Source organism: Flavobacterium sp. PLA-DH12 (assembly GCF_059511845.1).
On record NZ_JCAMPD010000001.1, the window covers coordinates 460,563 to 482,358 of the forward strand.

Genomic DNA, 21,796 nt, shown 5'->3' on the forward strand with positions numbered 1-21,796 from the left:
TTTTAAATTAATGGCAGACGTACCTCATAATAGCTGCTTGATTCATTAAAAATCGGCATTCTTTCGGATAAAATTTTATAGCGGAATTCGATATTTTTATTTCCAATTCCTGTTGAAACCAGACTTTTTCCAGCAGTTCGCTGCAAGTTATTACGAACAATAATATCACCAGAATCAGAAAAAACAGTAATTGTAAGCGGATTGGCCAATGTTGCCATATTGTGTTTTACTGCATTTTCTACCAACAACTGCAAGGTCAAAGGCGGTAAATGAAGTGCTAAAGAAAGAGAATCAACCTCAATTATTAAATCGATTTTATCCCCCAGTCTTTTCTTTAGTAAATAAAAATAAGCATTAAGAAATTCTATTTCTTCTTTTACGGTAATAGTATCTTTATTCGAGTTCGAAATCATATAACGATATACTCTCGTTATATTTTCTAAAAACGAAGCCGCTTCTTTCTGATCTTTATAAATCAATTCGGTTAATGTGCTGAAATTATTGAAGACAAAATGCGGATCTAACTGCATTTTTAAAGATTCTAATTTCGAGCGCGTTACTGCTTCTTGCAATTCTGATGCTTTAACTTTTAATTCAGCCGTTTCTATAGCATTTAAACGCCATCTGTTCAGCAGAAATATTCCAGTATGAATAGCACTTATGAAAAGCGAAATAATGGCTGCCATAATTTTAGACTGCCAAATAGTAACCAAATCATTTACTTCTAAAGCTGTACATGGATATAAATAATCCCAAAGCCATGAAAAAAAGTAATTTAAAAGTATATTTCCTGCAATTAAGCAGATGAATTGGGCAATGGCCCTAAAAGCCGGATTTTGTTCCCAACTTATGTAATAGTTTAATTTTCGGCCAACAAACAAAGTAAGTTCTGTAAGTATGGCGCAATACAATAAAATAATGAAGATATCGAAGGTCTGATCTAAGTCGAGCAAACCTTCCTCTTCAAAATTTCTATACGGATTCAAGAAATAATAAGACGAAAGATACACCAAAAAAACGGCTGGAATTACTATAACCCTGTAGTATTTATAGAAAAAATTCTTGCTCGATTTTTTATTTTGGTTCTTTCTCCCCATTAATTCACCCAACTTGTAAAAATTGAAAAATCCTATTTATTAGTGTTCTACTAAAACACCTTCTGCCTTATTGATGGCTGTAATAGTTTCAACTGATTTTCTCTCACGCATAACACCCCATTTCAAGCAAGTTGCTCCCCATGAAAATCCTGCTCCAAAAGTAGTTATCAATACATTCTGTCCTTCTTTAAAATCGTCTTTGAAATCCCACAAACACAACGGAACTGTTGCAGATGTTGTATTTCCGTAACGATCAATATTTACTTTTACTTTTTCAAAATCAATTCCTAAGCTTTCACCTACAGCAGTAATAATTCTCAAATTAGCTTGGTGTGGAACTACCCAGTCAATTTGGTCTGCTTCTAGTTCATTTTTTGCCAAAGCATCTTGCGAAACTTGGCTCATTGCAGCCACCGCTCTTTTAAATACAAAAGCTCCGTCTTGTTTTAAATAGTGCGTTCTGTGCAAAAGACTCTGCATAGAAGTTGGATTTCTAGAACCTCCAGCTGGTACAGCCAAAGAAGAAACACCGCTTCCGTCTGTTTTAAGAATTGTTTTCATTAAACCTGCATCAGATTCTGTTTTTTCTAATAAAACAGCTCCTGCTCCATCTCCGAAAAGAATACAAGTATTACGATCTTCATAATCTACGATAGAGCTCATTTTATCTGCTCCAACGATGATTAACTTTTTGTAGCGACCGCTTTCGATCATGTTTGCTCCCATTTCTAGTGCATACAAAAATCCGCTGCAAGCGGCATTCATGTCAATTCCAAAAGCATTTGTAAGTCCGCTTTTATCGCAAACAATACTTGCTGTTGGCGCCAAAATGTGATCAGGAGTTGCTGTAGCTACAAGCAACGCTTCTATTTCTTCGCGATCTACATTATAATTTTCGATAAGATTTTCAATCGCCGCTGCGGCAAGATCAGATGTTGCTGTATCGTCGTCTGCGATTCTACGTTCTCTAATTCCAGTTCTTTTGATGATCCATTCCTCCGATGTATCGACTGTTTCTGAAATTTTCTTGTTGGTCAGAATTGATGATGGTACGTAACCACCTATAGCTGTAATTACTGCGCTCATTGTTTTTTGTTTTTTTTAAAGCTTTGTACTCTTAGAACCCAATGCTTTTACCTTTTTCTTCTTTTTAACAGCTCATATCAAGGAATAAAATCTTTTAGAGCCATCGCAGGAAACTGCACCAGTATTCCTTAAAAGCTAATTAAATCTGATGGCAATAACTTTTTCTGAGAAATGATGTTTAAAAAAAATCTTAACAAACTAAAAACATTATACAAAATCCAATTAAAATAAATTAAAAACCCACACAAAGCCTTCTCTCGGTAGTACTCGGTACAGAACCTTTAATTTATTTTATTTTTAAAATCATACAATGCGGTTTCAGTTTGCAGATAATTCCCAATTTTTAGCTGTTGCCATACTGATAAAAAAACCTATCTGCATTAAGTTTTTAGAGTGCCACAAAATTAATTTAAAAATATCTGAAACAAGCAGACAATTAAGAATAATTAACAAAACTGCCTTAAATGTTAAAATATACTTTTGAAATTCGGCAATCAACCCTCAAAATTATAGAATCCCTAAAATCAAAAAAAATCTGTTAAAATTTATTTTGATAAAATTTCCTCAAAAAAACCTTGTAATTTTTATATCATTATTTTTAAATCAAATCAATCTTTAATAATTCGGAAACGACAATAATGGAATATCAAGTCCCGCTGCCAAAATCCTAGTTTTGCTTCTGTGGACTAAAGAATCCCAGAAACCATACTTTTGAGGCACCATAATAAGCAAATCGGCCTCATAATTTTTAATTTCTTTTCTAATTTCGTTAATAACGGCATTCGACCTTACCGTTTTATACATGTATTTTACATCTTCAAATTCTTTTTCGATATTCGAATTCATTAAAATTCTGTGCTGTTCTTCTTTCAAATCATCTAGTTTATCATCTACACTAAAGAACTCAATTTCCGCGCCAAAGTCGCCAAGAGCATTTTTGATCCAACTAAACTTTTTAATAGCCGAAAAACTTAAGCTATCACAAGCATACAATACCTTTTTTATATCTAAGAAACGTGCATTTTCTGGAACAGCTAAAACCGGAATAAGCAAGCTTTTAATTGCTGTTGTAGTTGAATTCCCCAATAATTCCTGTTCAAAAGAACGTTCTGCCATTCCCATTACCACAACATCTGCATTTGTTTCTTTGATAATTATCGGAAGTTCATCTTCAAGAAAAGAATAAGTACAAATTGAAGCGGTTTCAATTTGATGCGAATCAGCTATTTCTTTGGCTGCATTCTCAAGCTTAGAAATAGCTCTGTCAATCTGCTTTTGCATTGCATCTGCAGTGATATGTGAGTTGGCACTGTGTACACTTAAAGAAAACGAATTAAATAAAACCAATTTAGCGCCAGTAGCTTTTGCTAGTCCAGCTGCGTAGGCAACGGCGTTATTTGCAATATCAGAAAAATTTGTCGCGGCGATTATAGTAAGAGGTGAAATCATAAAAAAATAGAATTAAGCTTTCTGCAAAATTGCTCAATTATATGCTTTAAACCTTTTTTATATAACTGAATAATCAATTTTCACGACCCAACCGTAAAATATCATTCCTGAAAAAATAGACTTTCCTTTTTTGTTTCTTACTTTAAAAACGATAAAATGCTGGTGTGATTTAACCGCAAAGAGCGCAAGGATATTTACTCTTTGGGATTTATAAAAACGCAAAGGTCGCAAAGCTGTATGTATAAAGCTGATGAAAATTGCTCGTAATCGTGATAGCTATCGAAAGCGAAGCCACGAAGGATTATATTTTTAAAGCCACAGATTAATAAGATTAAAATGATTTTGTTTCACGCAGATCCTGCAGATTTTAGCAGATTTTAATTTTTAAATCTTAAAAAAATCTGCGCTTATCTGCTTAAATCATTTAAAATCTGCGTGAAATAAACCTTTGTGAACTTAAAATCTCCAGCATTTATATAAAAAACCTTAGCGCACTTTGCGGTAAAAAAACACCACCTCTCTCCCTGTCCAGTTCACCCTAAAGTTTGTCCGTTTCAACAAGTTTCCGATTTCGTTTTTAAGGCTTTCAACGCACATTTGTACCGTTAAATAACTTTAAATATCAAAATCATGAACTCAAAAACAACAAAAATTATCTATTGGACAGGCGCAGTATTAACTTCTTTATGGTTTGGCGCAAGCGGTTTCTTCGAATTAACAAACAATCCATTGGTTTGGGGAATTACACAACAATTGGGTTATCCTGCACATTTTATTTATATCCTTGGCGTTTTTAAAGTAGCTGGTGTTATTACACTTTTAATTCCGAACAAATTATTACGATTAAAAGAATGGGTTTTCGCAGGGGTATTTTTCGATATCATCTTTGCTTTCTTTTCAAAAATTGCCGTTTTAGGTTTTGGCGCTGCGACAGATGCCATTATTGCCTTTGTAATGGTAAGCGTAACGTATGCTATGTACAGAAAACTGTACACAGCAACTTATACTCCATCAGCAATCAATTAAAACAAAAATACATTAAAATAAAAATGCCTAATAATTGATATTAGGCATTTTTATTATTTCTTACTCTAATACAAACTAAGATGAAAAAAATCATTCTAATTCTCTGTTTTATACTTTCAGCTTTGTTTTTCATAAGCTGTTTTATGTTTCCAGGATTATAAAATCAAGCCAATTAGGTTATCTCAGGAAATGGTAAATTAATTGGTTTTATCGGTTTTCTAACCAGCTTAAAAATGCGGTTGCTTTTTCTTTTCCAACCAATATTTTTTCTTCTGTCGGAACACTTAATTTCACGATTATTTTACGCGAAAAATAATGTTCTGCTTCGCGAATAGCCGAAAAATTAACCAAATATTGTCTGTTGATTCTAAAGAACTGAATTGGCGATAAAAGCTTATGAATTTCATCTAATGACTGCGTTAACGGATATTCATTTTTATCTAAAGTCATAATCGTTGGCGTTTCGTTTTTGATAAAGAAAAACGCGATATTCTCCGTTAAAACGGTTTGATATTTATTGTTTTTGAAAACTAAAAAGCTGCTTTTTCCTTTGTTCTCTCCATTTCTCGTTAATAAATAATCGAAATCGGGCATGGCTTTTTTATTTCTCTGAAAGAAGTTTTTCAGTTCTCCCGCTTTCTTTAAAGCTTGCGAAATGCTATCTCTCGAAAAAGGCTTCAAAACATAATCAATTCCATTTGATTTGAAAGCTTCAATGGCATAATCATCAAAAGCGGTGCAGAAAATTACAGGCGACAAAACCTCAACATTCTTAAAAATCTCAAAACACTGACCGTCTGCCAGCTGAATATCCATAAAAATAAGATCTGGCTGATCGTTTTCTAAAAGATAATCTACTGCGCCGTCAATGCTTTGTATATATGACAAAATCTGAACATCGGGTCTGATGCTCAGAATTAATTGGCCAAGTGCTTTGGCTGTTTTTACTTCATCTTCAATTATTATGATAGTCATAATTAAGTGGTATTTTAACTTTAAAGGTAGTTTCGTCTTTGTCAATTTCGATTTCTTTATGAATCAGGTGCATAAAACGCTGGTTGATATTATCTAAACCAACACCTGTAGAAACCGCTCCTCTTTTGAGCTGAATTTTATTTTCAACTACCAAAAACTCGTTTTCTGTATAAAGTCTAATTTTTAAAGGTTTGTCTAAAGAAACGACATTGTGTTTGATGCAGTTTTCGATTAATAACTGCAAAGTAAAAGGCGGAATTGCCGAATCGTACTGTTTGGGATCAATTTCGTTTTCTAAGACAAATCCGTCTTCAAAACGCGCTTTTAGCAGATATACATACGAATCTAAAATCTGTAGTTCTTCGCGAAGCGGAATCAAATCCATTTTTCGGCTTTCTAACGTAAAACGATAAAAATCGGATAATTTCAAGATAAAATCTGAACTCTGCGGATCTTGGATATCGACCATCGATTTTAGCGTATTCAAACTATTAAACAAAAAATGCGGATTTACCTGCTGTTTCAATAATTCGTATTGAGCGCCAAGGTTTACGGCTTTTGTACGTTCTAACTCAACTCCCATTTGCTGTGTCTGATAATTTTGAAAAAGCAAATGCAGAAACATATACACAATCAAGTTGATTAAAACTCCGCGAAGTTCAAACATGATTGGAGCATCCATTTTTGATACCTCAAACAGTTCTTGATGCGCGATTACTAGAATCACCATTAAAACAATCCCCAGAATAACACTTAGTAAAAGTTTCCAATTAAAGAGACTTTTATTGGCATGATTAGCAGAAAATTTTGGCAAACTGTAAATGTTGTAATACCATATAAAAAGAGAGAACAACAGCGTAATCGAAGAATTTATAATAAGGTCTCCAGGTGTAGAATCGGCATCAAATAATTTAGGTATCGAAGCCATAACTGCCAATGCAATCGAACTTCCCCAAATGACTTTGAGCGAAACCTGAAAACGTTTTGTTTTTTCCATATTGTAATTGGTTTGTTATGATCAAAGATAAGTTTATTTGAAAAAGATTTGACGCAGATTTTTAATGATTTTAGGAGACAAATTTTAATCTCGCAAAGTCGCTAAGACGCAAAGTTTTCATTCTCATTTTTGTGGAATGAGAAAATTTCTCTCGCAGATTTAGCAGATCTAGCGGATTTATTTTTATCTGCATAATCTCCAAAATCTGCGAGAGATTTTTTTAATACTAAAGCTAAACTCTCTTAATTCCTAAAATAGTACCTGAATTCATATCTTGAACAAAGCCAATGATTTCGAAATCCTGCGCATTATAATTTTTAGGAAGATGAATCGCCGTTGTACCTTTTTTATTTTTATTTAAATCTACAGATTGCAGACTACGAACAATTTGATAATGCGATAAAACTCGATTAGCATTCTCGCCTCTTTTCACATTGCTTTTAGCTTCTTTCTGAACAACTGCAAGTAATAGACGACTGTTTCTTGAAGTGCCTTCTACATTATAATTTACAGAAAGTGAATTCTCATTTTGATTTGCCTCTAAACTTAAACTCGCTAAAGCTGGTTTAGAAAGTGCCGATTTAATTCCGTTTCTCAGACTCGTTTCTTGAGAACCTATATAATCTGTTTTTCCGTTAATGATTACTTGAGGCGTGTAGATTGGTTCTTTTCCTAGAAATTGAGCATAATCGTATTGTCTTTTGGTGAAATCGGCATTGCTGAAAATATCTTTCCAACCCTGTTTGTCCCAATAATCTACATGATAAGCCAATATATAAACATTTTTATCCTTGTATTCATTCTGAATTCTTCCTAGCAATTCATCTGCTGGTGGACAACTCGAACAGCCTTCTGAAGTGTATAATTCTAAAAGTGTAAAACCTTTTTTATCTGAGTTCTGACTAAAAATACTGTTTCCAATTGAGAGAAATAGCATTGTAAAAGTGATTAGTAGTTTCATGTTTTTTGTTTTTGGTTGATAGTTGCCGGTTGATAGATTGCATTATTTTAAAAAGCCAACAACTATCAACCAAAAACCATCAACTAAATTTAAAGAATATTAATCTCAACGTTTATATTTCCTCTTGTCATTTTAGAATACGGACAAGTCTGATGCGCTTGTGCCGCCAAAGCTTCTGCAGTTTGAATATCAATTCCTGGAAGACTAATATTTAATCTTGCCTGAAGCGAATATTCTCCTTCCGTTACGCATAAATCTACTTCGGCATCTACAGAGGTTTCTGCTGGAAGTCTAACGCCAAGTTTAGAAGCTGCAATTCCTAAAGCTCCAATAAAACAAGCCGACCATCCTGCAGCAAACAACTGCTCTGGATTTGTTCCCGGACGCGAAGATCCCGGTGCGCTTAATTTGATATTCAATTGTTCGTCTGAACTTTGAGAAGCTCCTTCTCTACCGCCTGTTGTGTGTGTTTTTCCTGTGTATAAAACTTTTGTGTCCATGTTTTTTTTTGTAAAATGTTATTTGTAAAAAGTGAAATGTTTTTTGTTTTTTGTGAAATGTAAAAAGTAAAATGTGAAAGAATGATTCACCATTATTTAGATACGTCAATTATCGCTTGTGCAAACGCTTTTGGATCTTCTTGCGGAACGTTGTGTCCGATTCCTTTTAAAACTCTGTGTTCGTATTTTCCAGTGAATTTGTTTGCGTAGGCTTTTCCATCCGCGAAAGCGCCATCAAAATCACTTCCTATTGTAATGGTTGGAACTTTAATCTCTGGTTTTGCAGCAAGGCGTTTTTCTAGATTATCGTATTTAGCTTCACCTGCTTCTAGAGACTGTCTCCATCTGTAATTGTGAATCACGATTGCTACGTGATCTGGATTGTCAAAAGATTGAGCTGTTTGATCATAAGTTGCTTTGTCAAAATTCCATAAAGGAGAAGCAATTTTCCAGATTAGTTTATTAAAATCGTAAGTGTTTTGAGTGTAACCTTGTCTTCCTCTTTCGGTTGCGAAATAATATTGGTACCACCATCCTAACTCAGCTGTTGGAGGAAGCGGTTTTAAGTTTGCTTCTAAGTTCACCACCAAATAGCCACTTACCGAAACCAAACCTTTTACGCGTTCTGGCCAAAGTGCCGATACTACAACCGCTGTTCTAGCGCCCCAATCAAAACCGCCAATTACGGCTTTGTCAATTTTAAGGGCATCCATAAAAGCGATAATATCACTTGCTAAAGCTGCTTGTTGACCGTTTCTGAAAGTGTCTTTCGAAAGGAAAGTCGTTGTTCCGAATCCGCGTAAATAAGGTGCAAAAACGTGATAACCTTTTGAAACCAAAATCGGAACGACTTCGTTATAACTGTGAATATCGTAAGGCCAACCGTGAAGTAATATTACTGGAGTTCCGTTTGATGGACCTGCTTCGGTATAACCTACGTTTAATAATCCAGCGTTGATTTGTTTTAAAGTTCCTAAAGAACTATTTACTTCGATTGTTTTTTGTTTTGAAGTTTGTGCTTGAGTGAAAGATGCATTCATAAAAAGAATAGCGATTAGAATATTTGATAGTGTTTTCATAATTTTTATTATTTGATTAGTTGATTATCAGTTAATTTCTTCGTCAAAGGTATTTTGACAATGCTTGTTTTAAAAGGTAAAAAAAGGTGAAGTGGACAAAGTTTCGGTTGAAGTGGACAGGGAAAGATTTTGCCACGAAGACACGAAGGCACTAAGATTCTTTTTTTTTAGAATAATTATTATTAAGGCATTTATAATAAAAGTCTTTGTGGAATTTGTTATAAAATAAATCTTTGCGTCTTTGAGCCTTCGTGGCAAGAACCTTAAACTTGGAACTATTTTTTCATTACAAGTATCGGTTTCCCTTTTTCTACGATATAAGTCGCCAGTTCTGATGCTTTTGCATTTGTATTATTTTTAGCCGAATGCACCACGCCGGCCGGAATAAAAAGTACTTCGCCTGCTTTTAATGTTACAGGTTTTTCGCCTTCGATCTGATATTCTAGCGAACCTTCAACTACATAAATCACTTCTTCGCCTGGATGAGAATGTTTGCCGAAAGCAGCATGTCCGTCAAAATCGATTCGTGCTTGAACCATTTCTTTCCCCGGAGTACTTAGATCGTGTTTTTGCAAATCGATACGTTTTACTCCTTGTGCCGCAATCTGATTCGGAACTAAAAAGGCAATGATTCCTAAAACAATAATTGCGATTATAATCCATGTTTTTTGTTTTTTCGTTTCCATAACTTCTGATTTAAATTATTTGTTTTTCGTTAATTTCTTTGTCAAAAGTATTTCGATAACCCTTCTTACGAAATCAGAAAATAGGTGAAACGGACAAACTTCAGGGCGAAATGGACAGGCCGTGAGTTGTGATTTGTGAGATGTGAGATGTGAAATGTGAATTGTAAAATGTGAAATACAGAGAATTTTTAACGCAAAGCTTTGTCTTTATTTTTTTTGCCACTCCCGATAGCTATCGGGAATAAAAATTAAAAGGATTTCTAATCTGTGGTAATCTGTGAAATCTGTGGCTATAATAAAAATTCCGAAAGTTTTATCCTCAAAGCTTTGCGTTCTTATTGTAATAAGTTTAACCCTAAAAAATATCTTTGCGTGCTTTGCGTATCCCGATAGCTATCGGGATTGCGAACTTTGCGGTTAAATAAGCAGTTAGCAAAAAAAAGTCAGGACTAGTATTTTACTACTATTCCTGACTTATATAATTCTTCTGTGGCTAATTTTAATTCTCTAATTTCAAATAATTGCCATCAAAACTAATCACAACCTTTTCAAATTGGCCAAGTACATCCTGACCAATATTCCCATAGTTTACTTCGCCATAAACGCCGTAATCCTTTGGGGAAATTTCCATTTTTGGAAGCTGAATAATTTTATTTCCAAGTGATATTGGCTGATCTTTTAAAACCAAAACTTCCGTCGAAACAACTTCTGCACCAGCACTAGCGGATTTTGTCGTTTCTAAAGCACCTATAGAATCAAGATCGGTTTTGAATGTTTCATAAAACGCTTTGTTAAACAAACTTACTTTTGCACCGCTGTCAAAGTTAAATGGCAGGATTTTGCTTTTATATTTCAGCATTACAATCGCTCTTAGTTCGTCTACAAACAAGTTTTTTTCGTTTGTACCTGATTCTGATTCTTTAGAAAACGTCAATTTATCTTTTTCAAAAGTAATGGTTCCTAACTCTTTTATTATCGGAAAACCAATAATTCCGTTAATCACATACGCTCCATCTGCAAAAGTAAAAGCCTTATCAGGATAAACTAAAAACACCGCATTATGAATTTTCAATTCTCCTAAATTAATTTCAGACGCGACACCAATACGCACTTTATTTTTCTGCCCTGTAAAACTCTCCACCGAAATATTATTGTCTGGAAGAATTTTAACACCCACTTTTTTAGCTATGCTTTCTGTAATACAGCTAATTCCTGCTCCAGTATCAAAAACAAAATGAGACACCGTGTCTCTTACTTTAACCTCTGTTGTAATCAAACCCGCTTTGTCTTTTACGGCGGCAACAGTAATTTTAGTAAACTTATCTATAGATTGTGGCCTAGTACCTCTAAGCGTCTTCCAAATTTGCTGTGTATTTATTTCATCCTGAAGTTCTTCTTTGGTAAAACGCTGCTGAAATTTCATCGTCAAAATTTTAGAAGCCATATAAGCCGAATTATAACTAAAGAGTTTGATATAATTATCATCTTTCAACTTTGTAAATTCATAACTATTTATAAGTTCGTTATTTTTCAGACTGTCCAAATACTGATTTGACAGCTTAGGATTATTGCACACATTGGCATATAATCCTTTGTAGAAATAATAATCTTTACCCTTTTCTTTGCTGTTAAGACTATCCATTTTAGCAAACTGATGCTGTTTACTCAGCTGTTTTAAAATAGAATCTGATTTCGTCTGCCCTAATACTATTTGTACCGCAAATAAAAGCCCCAATAAAAGTTTGTTAGAATTCATCTATCTGATTTTTTGAATGTTAAATATAAGGAAAATCGGAAAAAAATTGAAGTTCAAAATTCCGATTATTTGATTTGGAATTTGGGTTTTCAAAAATTGAAATTTCAAAAAAAATCAGGATTTGCATTTAACAGCCATCCTGATTTTCTGAATTAAAATTAACCTTCACTTTTATCTTCTTCCTCTAAAGCCGCCTCCACCGCCTCTAAAACCTCCACCGCCGAAGCCTCCTCCATTAAATCCGCCTCCACCTCTTTGAATGTTTTGGAAATTTCGGGTTTGCATTTCACCGCGATCTCTTGACATAGCCGAACGATCAAGATCGTTTGTAATGTCAGGACGTCCAGGCTCTCCAAGTGGTTTACTTGGCTGTCCGAGTGTTTGATTTGCTTTAGGGAAATTATCTCTCTGAATTCCGTCTCCCATTCGGGTTTCGCCTCCTAGGTTTTGACCAGCTTTTGGCAAATTATCACGTTGAATTCTTTCGCCTGCACCATTTGCGCCAAGTCCTTCATTTGGTCTATCACGCTGAATCCTTTCTCCTGCTCCATTTGCGCCAAGTCCTTGATTAGCTCTATTCTGAATCCCTTCACCCGCTTTTTTGGATGATCCCAAAGTTCCCGCTTGTGTCCAGCCACCGTTTCCGTTATTGTAATGGCTCCAGTTTCCGTTAGCATCTCTTTTATAAACATGTCCATCGTGACCAGCATAGAGATTATTGTTGGTATGAATCGTTGTTCCTCCGCCTCTTCTGTGTGTAATTACACCTTTATTTCCGCCCGAAGTTTCATAACCAATTGCCGTTCCACGTCGTGTAGTGATATGTCCTGTCTGCGCCCACTGATTTCCATTTGTAGCAGCCGAATGTCCCCATTGCGCATACGCATTATGTCCTTGATTGGTTCTCGCATAATTACCCGTCCACGGATTGTATGTGCTTGCAGCCGTGCGCCCGCCATACCAGCCTTGCACGCTTGCAGAACGCCCGTATCTTCCCGTTGCAGGATTATACCAAGCCGAAGTTCCAGCCGCGCCATAAGGTCCGTAAACACGTCTTCCGGCGGCATAACCACCCGTCCACGGATTGTAGACTGCACCGCCTCCGTACGCATAAGGCCACGGACGATAGATCGGATACAGTCCGCCGTAATACATATAAGGCGGATAATACCATCCTGTGCCGTAAGTTAATATAGCGCCAAATGTTGCTCCAATAATAAAAGCACCCAAATAACCCGCTGTTGCACTGCTTTCAACTGTTGTGTCGGTTGTAGTTTGCGTTACATACGTAACATTATATACTGGCGAACTTGGCGGAATTGTATAAATTTCTTGCGGAACAGAATCGCATGTCTTCCAAGGTCCATTCGGACTTGTCGACATAAACCAAACCGCCTGAAAACACAAATAATACAGATCGCCCACTTTTATAATCTTCTCTTGCGTATTGCTTGCATATTGCATTTTGGTTCCATCGATAGGTTTAAACTGAGGTGTTCCGCCATCATACGATACTTTCACTTTTGCCTCAGCATCCGATTTCTTTAAAATAGCCGTTGTAGGAACTTGCGACAACATTACAGCATCATTCGCTTCCTGAGTTCCAGGCACAGATGACAATACATTAGCACGCGGAGAATCTTTCGGAATTTTAGCAAAATCGGCTGGAAGATTATTGCTGGCATAACTCCATGGTCCAGTTAATTCTTTAGACTTAAACCATCTTCCAGATAACAATATATAATACTGACCTTTATTTTCATCGGCAAAAACATCATTTTCGGTATTGTCAATATATAACAATTTAGTTCCCGGAATTTTAACAAATTTCGGACTTCCGTTTATGGCAATCAACTCAGCAGGTTTATTGCTGTAGAAAACTTCTGGAGCTGCACCAGAAGACGGAGGCGGAATCATTTTCTTAACATCATCAAAATTCTGACCCGAAGGCAGATTACTTAAACCCGAAGGCAGTTTGGTTGTTTTGGTCCATTTGCCCGCGACATTTTTCGAAGTCAGCCAGATATTCTCTACCAATAAATAATAATCTTTTGTGGTTTTATCAAAAAACAAATCCCAATTGGTATTTACCACATATTGAATATCCGTTTTTTCTACAGGCACCAAAACCGGTTCGCCTTGCACAATAAGCAAAATCGACGGATTCGTACTGTAAAAAATCGCAGGAGGATCGTTTTTAGCCGCAATTCCCTTTGGCGGACTTTTGGTATGACTCAAATCTGCCAAAATACGATCTACCGAAATAGGATCTCCACTATGAGGCAGCGTTTCTTTAAACAGCTTTTCCATTTCAGGAACTTTCTTTTTGTCAAGAGCTGGAAACCGGATATCGGTTACCTGAAGATTTTTTATAAAAGCGCTTCGGTTATCTTTGTCTACCAAAGTTTCCGCTTTCAAAGAAGCCACACCCAAAACCTGTTTTCCGTCTTTTGGAGTCAGCGAAAAAGCTACTCTAGCAGTAATTTCTTTAAAATCTTTCCAATCGTCTACCTGAGGCTGATAATAAACCAGTTTTGTTCCGTTATTTTCGGCCTCGCGAGGCCAACCTCGATCTGCAATTAATGTAGAGTCGGCAGTTTCAGACTTTCCAGTTTCAGAACTTGACTGCTCCGTATTTTTATCTTTTTTGCAGGAGAACAAAATTGCACTCAAACAAACTCCAATTATTAGAAAAGCATTTCTCATAAATTTAAAAGTTAGATTATTCATTGAAAACTTATTTTCTCGATAGTCGTATAAAATTGTTTCGTATAAAATTAAATTCACCGCATAAATAAATCTACAAATCAGTCACTTACTTTGTTTCACTTTATAATTTGAAACCAAATAAGTGCCAAAATGACCTTTCTTTTCTAGAACCAAAATTTTAATCTGAACCCATAAATTGAGCAAAAATGAAGCATTGATATTGATTAGGAGCTATTTCCTGCTATCCGCTATATCTTTTGTGGCGAACCCCGCCACAAAAGGATGCCGCTACTATCAGGGCTAGGGCACTCATTTTCAAAAGGAAGTTCTCGGGAAATTATTATTTAAGAATTGTATTACTTTTTACAGTTTTAAACCAACTTCTTTTTTAATATATTTGCAGTCCTAAAAGTTAAGACATGATTACAGAAAAAAAGTTTGCCCGTGTGGTATGGTGGCGGTATTGGAAACAACTGCAACGCGTTCTTAACTGCGTAGGACACCTAACCTACGCGGGTTTTATATTTCCCTAAAAGTTAAGATTATGAGTACCAAAACCCTTTCAAAAGAAGCCGAAATCGGTTTAATGAATTTCTTCAACGACAGAATTGACCCACTCGATATGGCGAGAGCCATAAGACAGGTAAATCTAACCCTCGCATTGGGCGTTCTAAACGATCAAGAAAACATTCAGTTAAACGCTGCCAAACTTGGAGACAGCTTCTATTGGCTCAATGAACTAGCCGAAATTTTAGATCCTTATCTGGATTTGGAGTAAAAAGGTTCTTATTTGAAAAATTAAAACCCTTGGTCTTTTTGGAGATTGAGGGTTTTGTTTTTTATTATCCGTATAAATACTCTTTTTTATTTATTTAAATAACAATATACTTGCCTTAAATATTTTTATTTAAAAATTACGGATTTCCATAAAAATATTATTTACTAAAAAATAATATTTGCTTTGGGATTAAAAATGAAACTTATGATATGTATTCAAATTAAAGATTAATTTAACTGAACATCACAATAATGGTTTTTATATTTGTGATATTCAATTTAATTAGAAATAATATGAACCGCAGCACAATATATTCTATTGGACATGGAAACAAAACTTTGAAAAAATTCATCGAAGAGTTACTCGCCTATAAAATAGAGTTTTTATTCGATGTAAGATCGAAACCATATTCTAAATTTAATCCGCATTTCAATAAGGATTCATTAGAAGCTGAACTTACACAAAATGGTGTAACATATATATATGCTGGTGATTTTTTAGGTGGGCTTCCTAATGATATAACTTGCTACGTAAAAGGAAAGGTCGATTACGAAAAAGTAAAAGAAAAGGATTTTTTTAAAACAGGAATAAATACAATAGTTGAAGCAAATCATGAAAAAATGATAATAGCATTAATGTGTAGTGAAACTAAGCCTGAAACCTGTCACAGAAGTAAATTGATAGGTCAAGAATTATTAAAATACAATATTTCTGTTAATCATATTATTGATTCGAGTTTAATTAAAGATCAAGCAAAAGTGATGAACGAATTCATGCAAGGTAAAAATTTAACAAATCTATTTGGAGATGAACCTTTAACATCTAAAAAGAAATATTAAAACTTATGAAAATTTATACTATTGGTGTTTACAATTCAACTGAAGATATTTTCTTTAAAAAACTTATTGAAAATAAAATTGATACTTTTATTGATGTAAGACAAAGAAGAGGTGTCAGAGGTTCAAAGTATTCATTTGTCAATAGCAATAAATTACAAGAAAAATTATCCTTATTAAAAATAAAATATATTCATCAATTAGATTTAGCTCCAACTAATGAAATTAGGAATTTACAAAAGAAAGCTGATCTAAAAAAAAATGAGCTAAAACAAAGTCGTGAAGAACTCGACAGCTCTTTTAAAAATGCATACAAAAGCACAGTCTTAAACAAGTTTGATTTCCAACACTTTATAGACAATCTTCAAGAACAAAATTCTTCAAAAATAGTTTTGTTTTGTGTAGAAGAAAACTCAAGTGCTTGTCATAGATCTTTAATTACAGAAAAAATAAAAAATGAATTTAACTTAATTATTAATCACTTGTAATGTATGAATGTACTAATCGTGGCAAAAACAAAATGGGGAGACTACTTCTGCATAGGAGGAATTGAAATTACCACAAATAAATATTTACGTCTTATGGATTTAAATGGTGGCTATCAACCATTTAACACTCCTTTTAAGGTTGGTCAGATTTGGAACATTACATACAAACCAACTCCTGGTGTACCTCCACATATAGAAGATGTTCAAGTTATTTCCAAAACACATATTGATACGGTGAACCCAAATCAGTATATTTTAAATAATTGTAAAATCTGGAAAGGTGATCTAAATGATGTTTACGATTTTAAATTAAAATGGAACAATGGAAGAGGTTTCTTAAATGATCCTAATGATCTTCCCATAAACAGTGTTGGTTTTTGGCAAACTGATAAAGATTTGATTTTAGGAGATAATTTTGGAAAGCCTTGTTATAATTACAATTATAATAGCTTTTTAAAAAGAAATAAAAAAATGCCTTATAAAGGAGAAGTTCCCCCTATTGGTAATATTCCTGCTGGGACATTAATAAGACTGTCTCTAGCAAAATGGTGGAATCCACCTGACAATCCTATGATAGAAAAAAGATGCTATCTTCAACTTTCTGGATGGTATTAAAAAGTCCAACATACTAAAATGTTGGACTTTTTAAATATTAACTTCTTTGAACATATCCAAATTAACTTAACATTAGTAATAATTGTTCATCGCTAATATTTGGGAAATTATTTTTAATATGAGTTTGAAATTCTAAAAGAGAACCATTATATTTTTTAACGAAATCAACCAACTCTCCTTTAGGTTTTTTGAAATGTTTATTAATATTTTTAATAATCGCTCTTCTGGTACCATTTTTTAGTCTATTTATGAATCCTTTTGAGCCATTAACCTTTAATGTTCCTGCTAGAATTTCTTTAGACAAATAATTACTAGATATAAACCAATTAAATGCATTAGTGTAAGCTCTTTCTCCTCCTATCAAAAATTTAGGAACCAATATGATTTTTTTTCCTGCGAATGATGGAAGATTAGCGTCTTTAAACATCCAACAATTTCTAGTGGAATCAAAATATTCAATTTGAACTTTTGAAGTTGGAATGTTATGTAATATACATTGCTCATAAGTGAAATCAGCAAAAATATCTCTGCAAACATTTGCCAAGGTATCAGACATATTATCAGCTCCAATTCCCTTCACCAATAGTAACACATTATGAGCCTCATTCGTTATTGATAATCCCTCTCTTGCGAAAAGATTATTACTTAATGAATCAAAAATTACTTCAGCTTTAGTTGAACCAATTCCTTTTCCTTTATTAGTTTTAGAATATCCAAATCCATATTCATTCGCTTCCTGCAAATGCGAAAGAAAAGCAAGTCCATTAATTCTGTCGTTTGGAATAATGTAAGTTCTATTCAAATTTTCTAAAAACGATTTACTTCTCAGATATACCCTTTTAGCTACTTTATTTTGCAAATTATTAGCAATATTATATGGATCAATAAAAAGCTCCAAATCACTTCCTAACAAAATATTGACATGTTCTGTTGGTTTTGTGACATTAAAATGCCCATTAAAATTTTTCTTTATCTTTTTCATAATATTTAAAATTATTTTTTTTTATAATTCCACTCCATTTTTTAATAGAGTGGAATTATTGATTATGTCTGACAGTATTATTTTTTACCTTTACTATCACTTCTATTACTTCTAATATGTTCTTTAACTTCTATCTTTTTCCCATCAACAACTTTTGTATATGCAGGAATTCTATTGAACTTCTTTCCGTCCGAATCTTTAGCCATAATTTTACACCTCCTTTCTAATATTTTGTATTATTAAACTTCTTATATTTACATATACAAGATTCAGTGACAAAGTTTTATTCAAGCTAAAATCTCTGGAGAATGTCACTGTTTTAAGTATATATTAATATAAACATTCGATAAGTTGAAGAAAAGTGAAATAGAAGATATGCTTATGAACTTCTCTTACAGAGAGGAGTTTGCAGCAAATGCGCAAAATTCATTTATAACATTTTATAGAGAGTATTCTAAGTATCTTTATAAAGTTATAAGTGAGGCAAAGAAAAAATATACTTTTTTGAGAGAAGACATTATTCACGATATTGTAAACAACACTTTTTTAAAGATTTATGAAAATCCATTACTATTTCAAATAGATGAAGCTCATAGTGATATTATCACTGACGCTCGTTTTAAGGCGTACTTAGCCACCATTGCAAAAAATAATCTGAAGGATTTATTAAAAACAGAAATAAAAGAAAACCATTTAAAAATTATTGATGATGATGAACAGATTTTTGATCCGCCAGAAATTGAAATTGAGGAAAATATTTCTCTTTCACAATTAAGAATAATATTGGATGAAGTTTTAAATTCATTCAAAGAAAGAGACAAGGCTATCTTACTTACTCTCTATGAATTTTATGAGGAAGGAAAAAATACTCCTTCTGAAACTTTGGACTGGCTTTGCGAAGTTCATAATACAACTAGAGATAATATAAAGGCTATTAAGAGTAGATGTACTAAAAAAATCATTGAGCATTTTAATAGCAAACTGGGAAATACAAAAACAATCTCTAAATGAGCAAACGAAATAAATTAATAAAAGTAATTCGATCTCAAGGATACATCTTTCCAACTGATGAAGAAAGTGTAATTGAATTTGAAAAAAATTACAAAAAGGATATTGAAGCAATTAAACCCAAAGAATGGGATAATCCTCTTAATATTCTAAAAAAAGGTTTTGTAGACAAAATTGATATTTTACAAGAGAAAAATCCACATTCTGATAATTTGGCTCAAGCTGCCAGAGAAGGCAAACAATTATCTATTGAAATACTTAAAAAAATGCGAGAGGATAGAAAAAAAAATGAATAAATATTTATCACTACATCGAAAAAATGAATTGTCAGATTTAGCAGAATTCATTGCTAATTCCTATTGCCCAGATAATGTAATAAATCCAGAACATATAGCTAGTAAAAATTCTATTTCTTTTTGCTATGGGAACTATGAACAATATTTCGATGGAATGATTGAACATTTAAACAATAAATTTCATATCTATTTAAATGTAGATAGATTAAAACACTCACATACAGCAAGATGCAGATTTACATTTGCGCATGAATTAGGACATTATTTTATAGATGAACATAGAAATGCACTTTCATCAGGGTTAGTTCCAGCGCATAGTTCTTTTACAAACTTTTCTTCTGATAAGTATGTAGAATGGGAAGCTGATTATTTTGCTTCATCATTACTTATGCCCAAGCAACGATTCATAAATGATTGTTTGAAGAAGAAATTTAATTTTTTATTATTAGACCAATTATCAAAAAAATATCAAACGAGCTTAACATCTACTGCAATTAAATTTGCGGATATTGGCAATCATCCAATTTTAATTGTTTTTGGCCAAGATAATAGAATAAAATGGTACTGGTCTAGTGTTGACTTTCCTTTTAAAACAATTATATACGATAAATATAAGATTCCTGAACAAACTGTAATGGGAGAGTATTTTAACAAGCAAAAGAAACATGAAAAAACACAAGAGGTCTGGGCTATAGATTGGTTTCAAAATGTATCAAACAAAGATACAAATAGAAAATTTTTTGAACATTGTATACCTTACAGAAATCAAGCTTTAAGTATCATTTGGGAAATCTAAAAAGAAAAGCCTGTAATTTATTGTAGACTTTTCTTTATTTAAAACAAATCACCCCAAACTCATCCCACCATCCATAATAACATCAGCTCCAGTCATAAACACCGCAGCATCACTACTCAAATGCGAAACCATTTGAGCCACATCTTCTGCCCTTCCCATTTGTTTTAGTGGGACTTTTTCTACTACGACATCCATAATGCCTTTTATGGTGGTTTCGTCTAGACCTACTTTGTTCATGACTTCAGTTTGAGTTGGTCCTGGGCTAACCGAATTGACACGAATCTTTCTTGGCGCTAATTCTAAAGCCGCCGATCTCATAAACGAATTCAAAGCCGTTTTACTCGCCGAATAAACCGAAGATCCCGGACCTGGCATACTTGCAGTATTCGAAGAAAGAAATACTACCGAAGCACCATCTTTCAAAATCGGGATAAATTTGCTTAAAGTGAAAAAAGCACCTTTTAGATTTACATTCATAATATTGTCGTACAATTCTTCTGTGGTTTGTTCGATTGTTCCTAAACCCGCGATTCCCGCATTGATAAACAAAATATCTACCGAACTGAAATCGGCTTTTACTTGAGTAGCCAGTTTTTCGATATCCGAAATATTCGATTGGTCTGCTGTGATGGCTGTAACGCCTAGTTCTAAAGCTGCCGTTTCTATCGCCTCTTTTCTTCTTCCTGTAATAATTACGTTTGCTCCTTGCTGCTTTAATTGTTGGGCTGTTGCGTAACCTATTCCGCTGTTTCCGCCTGTTATCACTGCCACTTTATTTTTTAGATTTTCCATCTTTTTGATTATTTAAAATTTATTTGGCAAATTTAAATTCAAATTGGTATAACTTTGTAACCAGTATCATGGAGTATACCAAACTAAATAATTTGATTTTTCAATGGAAAAAATTATAGCCACGAATTGCTCCGCCTATTCGCTGTCGCTCGAGTCACGAATTTATTTTTATAATCTATGCCGAAAATGTGGTTAATTACACGAATTATATTGATTGAATATCAACCAATATAATTCGTGGGGAAAAACTTTGAAAAAGAAAAAATTCGTGAATTACTTCGTCTGTCCCTTCGGTCGAGTCGTGGCGGAAAAACTTTGATAAAAATTAAGCAAAATGGAAAGAAACCAGAAAGAAGAAGTACAAGCGCTTCAGGACACACTGCATGTTTTGGGTGGAAAATGGCGTTTGCCAATCATCAATTCGATCTGCAACGGAAATCATCGTTTCAGGGAAATCGAACGCAGTATTCCGGGAATTACGACACGTATGCTTTCTAGAGAACTCAAAGAAATGGAAATCAATATGCTGATCAAAAGAACCGAAGATCGCGATGCTGAGATTCAGGTGAAATACGAATCGACGCCTTATTGCAAATCTTTTGGTCCCGTAATCGAAGAAATGATCAAATGGGGAAAATCGCATCGAAAGGAGATTATTCGAAACTCTTAAAATATTCTCTCGCAGATTTTGCAGATTTCGCAGATTATACAAATTAAAAAAATCTGCTTTATCAGCTGAATCTGCGAGAGAAAAAATAGAGAGATGTTAAAATTGTTTTAAACACGAAGCCAACTTTGTCAAAGTTTAGACAATCGCAACGAAAGGAGATTATTCGAAACTCTTAAAATATTCTCTCGCAGATCTTGCAGATTTCGCAGATTAT

At 33.8% G+C, this 21,796-nt stretch carries 23 protein-coding genes; 9 read left to right on the top strand and 14 right to left on the bottom strand.

From position 1 onward, the window contains the following. Positions 1–2: 2 nt before the first annotated feature. From AC5ZCW_RS01990 to AC5ZCW_RS02000, 3 genes are all read right to left on the bottom strand, one after another. Positions 3–1,097, bottom strand: coding sequence for a sensor histidine kinase (locus AC5ZCW_RS01990; protein ID WP_343544530.1), 1,095 nt, complete (start codon positions 1,095–1,097; stop codon positions 3–5). A 39-nt stretch (positions 1,098–1,136) separates the two neighbouring features. Then, the gene (locus AC5ZCW_RS01995) at positions 1,137–2,183 is read right to left on the bottom strand and encodes a beta-ketoacyl-ACP synthase III (protein ID WP_177209785.1); all 1,047 of its coding nucleotides are present in this window, start codon (positions 2,181–2,183) and stop codon (positions 1,137–1,139) included. 615 nt (positions 2,184–2,798) lie between these two features. Continuing rightward, entirely contained in the window at positions 2,799–3,632 is an 834-nt protein-coding gene (locus AC5ZCW_RS02000; RefSeq protein WP_343544531.1) for a universal stress protein, read from the bottom strand. A gap of 630 nt (positions 3,633–4,262) precedes the next feature. Between AC5ZCW_RS02000 and AC5ZCW_RS02005 the strand changes: the two genes are divergently transcribed. Next, the gene (locus AC5ZCW_RS02005) at positions 4,263–4,658 is read left to right on the top strand and encodes a DoxX family protein (RefSeq protein ID WP_198855885.1); all 396 of its coding nucleotides are present in this window, start codon (positions 4,263–4,265) and stop codon (positions 4,656–4,658) included. Between the two features lie 207 nt (positions 4,659–4,865). Here the strand turns inward: AC5ZCW_RS02005 and AC5ZCW_RS02010 are convergent, their stop codons facing one another. The 8 genes from AC5ZCW_RS02010 to AC5ZCW_RS02045 all read right to left on the bottom strand — a co-directional run bounded on the left by AC5ZCW_RS02010 (position 4,866) and on the right by AC5ZCW_RS02045 (position 14,342). Next, the gene (locus AC5ZCW_RS02010) at positions 4,866–5,633 is read right to left on the bottom strand and encodes a LytR/AlgR family response regulator transcription factor (protein WP_338839065.1); all 768 of its coding nucleotides are present in this window, start codon (positions 5,631–5,633) and stop codon (positions 4,866–4,868) included. Then, positions 5,614–6,630 (bottom strand): sensor histidine kinase, encoded by a 1,017-nt coding sequence (locus AC5ZCW_RS02015; protein WP_496117602.1) that lies wholly within the window; start codon positions 6,628–6,630, stop codon positions 5,614–5,616. The genes AC5ZCW_RS02010 and AC5ZCW_RS02015 overlap by 20 nt, the downstream gene beginning before the upstream one ends. A gap of 232 nt (positions 6,631–6,862) precedes the next feature. Further along, positions 6,863–7,591, bottom strand: a complete 729-nt coding sequence (locus AC5ZCW_RS02020; RefSeq protein ID WP_496117604.1) for a DUF1223 domain-containing protein — start codon at positions 7,589–7,591, stop codon at positions 6,863–6,865. Between the two features lie 89 nt (positions 7,592–7,680). Next, positions 7,681–8,091 carry an organic hydroperoxide resistance protein gene (locus tag AC5ZCW_RS02025; RefSeq protein ID WP_496117606.1) on the bottom strand — a complete coding sequence of 137 codons (411 nt, stop codon included), beginning with the start codon at positions 8,089–8,091 and terminating at the stop codon, positions 7,681–7,683. A 92-nt stretch (positions 8,092–8,183) separates the two neighbouring features. Beyond that, positions 8,184–9,170: an alpha/beta fold hydrolase gene (locus tag AC5ZCW_RS02030; protein WP_496117608.1), complete on the bottom strand. Its 987-nt coding sequence runs from the start codon at positions 9,168–9,170 to the stop codon at positions 8,184–8,186. Positions 9,171–9,445: 275 nt separating this feature from the next. After that, positions 9,446–9,856: a cupin domain-containing protein gene (locus AC5ZCW_RS02035; protein WP_496117610.1), complete on the bottom strand. Its 411-nt coding sequence runs from the start codon at positions 9,854–9,856 to the stop codon at positions 9,446–9,448. A gap of 499 nt (positions 9,857–10,355) precedes the next feature. Next, positions 10,356–11,612 (bottom strand): aspartyl protease family protein, encoded by a 1,257-nt coding sequence (locus AC5ZCW_RS02040; protein WP_496117612.1) that lies wholly within the window; start codon positions 11,610–11,612, stop codon positions 10,356–10,358. 171 nt (positions 11,613–11,783) lie between these two features. Then, positions 11,784–14,342, bottom strand: coding sequence for a dermokine domain-containing protein (locus tag AC5ZCW_RS02045; RefSeq protein ID WP_496117614.1), 2,559 nt, complete (start codon positions 14,340–14,342; stop codon positions 11,784–11,786). A gap of 523 nt (positions 14,343–14,865) precedes the next feature. On the opposite strand from AC5ZCW_RS02045, the gene AC5ZCW_RS02050 reads away from it, so the two are divergent. The 4 genes from AC5ZCW_RS02050 to AC5ZCW_RS02065 all read left to right on the top strand — a co-directional run bounded on the left by AC5ZCW_RS02050 (position 14,866) and on the right by AC5ZCW_RS02065 (position 17,038). Beyond that, complete coding sequence (locus AC5ZCW_RS02050; protein WP_095931884.1) at positions 14,866–15,099, top strand: hypothetical protein; 234 nt, start codon at positions 14,866–14,868, stop codon at positions 15,097–15,099. 293 nt (positions 15,100–15,392) lie between these two features. Continuing rightward, positions 15,393–15,938: a DUF488 domain-containing protein gene (locus AC5ZCW_RS02055; protein ID WP_167398322.1), complete on the top strand. Its 546-nt coding sequence runs from the start codon at positions 15,393–15,395 to the stop codon at positions 15,936–15,938. 5 nt (positions 15,939–15,943) lie between these two features. Further along, the gene (locus AC5ZCW_RS02060; protein ID WP_496117616.1) at positions 15,944–16,423 is read left to right on the top strand and encodes a DUF488 family protein, N3 subclade; all 480 of its coding nucleotides are present in this window, start codon (positions 15,944–15,946) and stop codon (positions 16,421–16,423) included. Between the two features lie 3 nt (positions 16,424–16,426). Further along, positions 16,427–17,038, top strand: coding sequence for a dual OB domain-containing protein (locus AC5ZCW_RS02065; protein ID WP_496117618.1), 612 nt, complete (start codon positions 16,427–16,429; stop codon positions 17,036–17,038). A gap of 61 nt (positions 17,039–17,099) precedes the next feature. Here the strand turns inward: AC5ZCW_RS02065 and AC5ZCW_RS02070 are convergent, their stop codons facing one another. Then, complete coding sequence (locus tag AC5ZCW_RS02070) at positions 17,100–18,020, bottom strand: DUF8370 family protein (protein WP_496117620.1); 921 nt, start codon at positions 18,018–18,020, stop codon at positions 17,100–17,102. A 77-nt stretch (positions 18,021–18,097) separates the two neighbouring features. Next, positions 18,098–18,226 carry a hypothetical protein gene (locus AC5ZCW_RS02075; protein ID WP_262510123.1) on the bottom strand — a complete coding sequence of 43 codons (129 nt, stop codon included), beginning with the start codon at positions 18,224–18,226 and terminating at the stop codon, positions 18,098–18,100. 145 nt (positions 18,227–18,371) lie between these two features. On the opposite strand from AC5ZCW_RS02075, the gene AC5ZCW_RS02080 reads away from it, so the two are divergent. From AC5ZCW_RS02080 to AC5ZCW_RS02090, 3 genes are read left to right on the top strand one after another with little or no spacing between them, the layout of a single operon-like run. After that, a complete protein-coding gene (locus AC5ZCW_RS02080; protein ID WP_496117621.1) occupies positions 18,372–19,031 on the top strand; it encodes an RNA polymerase sigma factor in 660 nt (219 codons plus the stop codon). Then, the gene (locus AC5ZCW_RS02085) at positions 19,028–19,324 is read left to right on the top strand and encodes a hypothetical protein (protein WP_496117623.1); all 297 of its coding nucleotides are present in this window, start codon (positions 19,028–19,030) and stop codon (positions 19,322–19,324) included. The genes AC5ZCW_RS02080 and AC5ZCW_RS02085 overlap by 4 nt, the downstream gene beginning before the upstream one ends. Then, entirely contained in the window at positions 19,317–20,120 is an 804-nt protein-coding gene (locus AC5ZCW_RS02090) for an ImmA/IrrE family metallo-endopeptidase (RefSeq protein ID WP_496117625.1), read from the top strand. Before AC5ZCW_RS02085 ends, AC5ZCW_RS02090 begins: the two co-directional genes overlap by 8 nt. Positions 20,121–20,168: 48 nt before the next feature. Here the strand turns inward: AC5ZCW_RS02090 and AC5ZCW_RS02095 are convergent, their stop codons facing one another. Beyond that, positions 20,169–20,912: an SDR family oxidoreductase gene (locus AC5ZCW_RS02095; protein WP_496117626.1), complete on the bottom strand. Its 744-nt coding sequence runs from the start codon at positions 20,910–20,912 to the stop codon at positions 20,169–20,171. Between the two features lie 334 nt (positions 20,913–21,246). Here AC5ZCW_RS02095 and AC5ZCW_RS02100 point away from each other — a divergent pair, with 334 nt between their 5' ends. Continuing rightward, a complete protein-coding gene (locus tag AC5ZCW_RS02100; protein WP_248726574.1) occupies positions 21,247–21,582 on the top strand; it encodes a winged helix-turn-helix transcriptional regulator in 336 nt (111 codons plus the stop codon). Positions 21,583–21,796 lie beyond the last annotated feature (214 nt).

Bases quoted from the DNA above. Each gene is read 5' to 3' on its own strand.
- AC5ZCW_RS02065 (WP_496117618.1), top strand. From the start codon at position 16,427: ATGAATGTACTAATCGTGGCAAAAACAAAATGGGGAGACTACTTCTGC.
- AC5ZCW_RS02000 (WP_343544531.1), bottom strand. From the start codon at position 3,632: ATGATTTCACCTCTTACTATAATCGCCGCGACAAATTTTTCTGATATT.
- AC5ZCW_RS02070 (WP_496117620.1), bottom strand. From the start codon at position 18,020: ATGAAAAAGATAAAGAAAAATTTTAATGGGCATTTTAATGTCACAAAA.
- AC5ZCW_RS02025 (WP_496117606.1), bottom strand. From the start codon at position 8,091: ATGGACACAAAAGTTTTATACACAGGAAAAACACACACAACAGGCGGT.
- AC5ZCW_RS02005 (WP_198855885.1), top strand. From the start codon at position 4,263: ATGAACTCAAAAACAACAAAAATTATCTATTGGACAGGCGCAGTATTA.
- AC5ZCW_RS02050 (WP_095931884.1), top strand. From the start codon at position 14,866: ATGAGTACCAAAACCCTTTCAAAAGAAGCCGAAATCGGTTTAATGAAT.
- AC5ZCW_RS02085 (WP_496117623.1), top strand. From the start codon at position 19,028: ATGAGCAAACGAAATAAATTAATAAAAGTAATTCGATCTCAAGGATAC.
- AC5ZCW_RS02060 (WP_496117616.1), top strand. From the start codon at position 15,944: ATGAAAATTTATACTATTGGTGTTTACAATTCAACTGAAGATATTTTC.
- AC5ZCW_RS02075 (WP_262510123.1), bottom strand. From the start codon at position 18,226: ATGGCTAAAGATTCGGACGGAAAGAAGTTCAATAGAATTCCTGCATAT.
- AC5ZCW_RS02055 (WP_167398322.1), top strand. From the start codon at position 15,393: ATGAACCGCAGCACAATATATTCTATTGGACATGGAAACAAAACTTTG.
- AC5ZCW_RS01990 (WP_343544530.1), bottom strand. From the start codon at position 1,097: ATGGGGAGAAAGAACCAAAATAAAAAATCGAGCAAGAATTTTTTCTAT.
- AC5ZCW_RS02045 (WP_496117614.1), bottom strand. From the start codon at position 14,342: ATGAATAATCTAACTTTTAAATTTATGAGAAATGCTTTTCTAATAATT.
- AC5ZCW_RS02100 (WP_248726574.1), top strand. From the start codon at position 21,247: ATGGAAAGAAACCAGAAAGAAGAAGTACAAGCGCTTCAGGACACACTG.
- AC5ZCW_RS02035 (WP_496117610.1), bottom strand. From the start codon at position 9,856: ATGGAAACGAAAAAACAAAAAACATGGATTATAATCGCAATTATTGTT.
- AC5ZCW_RS02040 (WP_496117612.1), bottom strand. From the start codon at position 11,612: ATGAATTCTAACAAACTTTTATTGGGGCTTTTATTTGCGGTACAAATA.
- AC5ZCW_RS02095 (WP_496117626.1), bottom strand. From the start codon at position 20,912: ATGGAAAATCTAAAAAATAAAGTGGCAGTGATAACAGGCGGAAACAGC.
- AC5ZCW_RS02020 (WP_496117604.1), bottom strand. From the start codon at position 7,591: ATGAAACTACTAATCACTTTTACAATGCTATTTCTCTCAATTGGAAAC.
- AC5ZCW_RS02010 (WP_338839065.1), bottom strand. From the start codon at position 5,633: ATGACTATCATAATAATTGAAGATGAAGTAAAAACAGCCAAAGCACTT.
- AC5ZCW_RS02015 (WP_496117602.1), bottom strand. From the start codon at position 6,630: ATGGAAAAAACAAAACGTTTTCAGGTTTCGCTCAAAGTCATTTGGGGA.
- AC5ZCW_RS02030 (WP_496117608.1), bottom strand. From the start codon at position 9,170: ATGAAAACACTATCAAATATTCTAATCGCTATTCTTTTTATGAATGCA.
- AC5ZCW_RS01995 (WP_177209785.1), bottom strand. From the start codon at position 2,183: ATGAGCGCAGTAATTACAGCTATAGGTGGTTACGTACCATCATCAATT.
- AC5ZCW_RS02090 (WP_496117625.1), top strand. From the start codon at position 19,317: ATGAATAAATATTTATCACTACATCGAAAAAATGAATTGTCAGATTTA.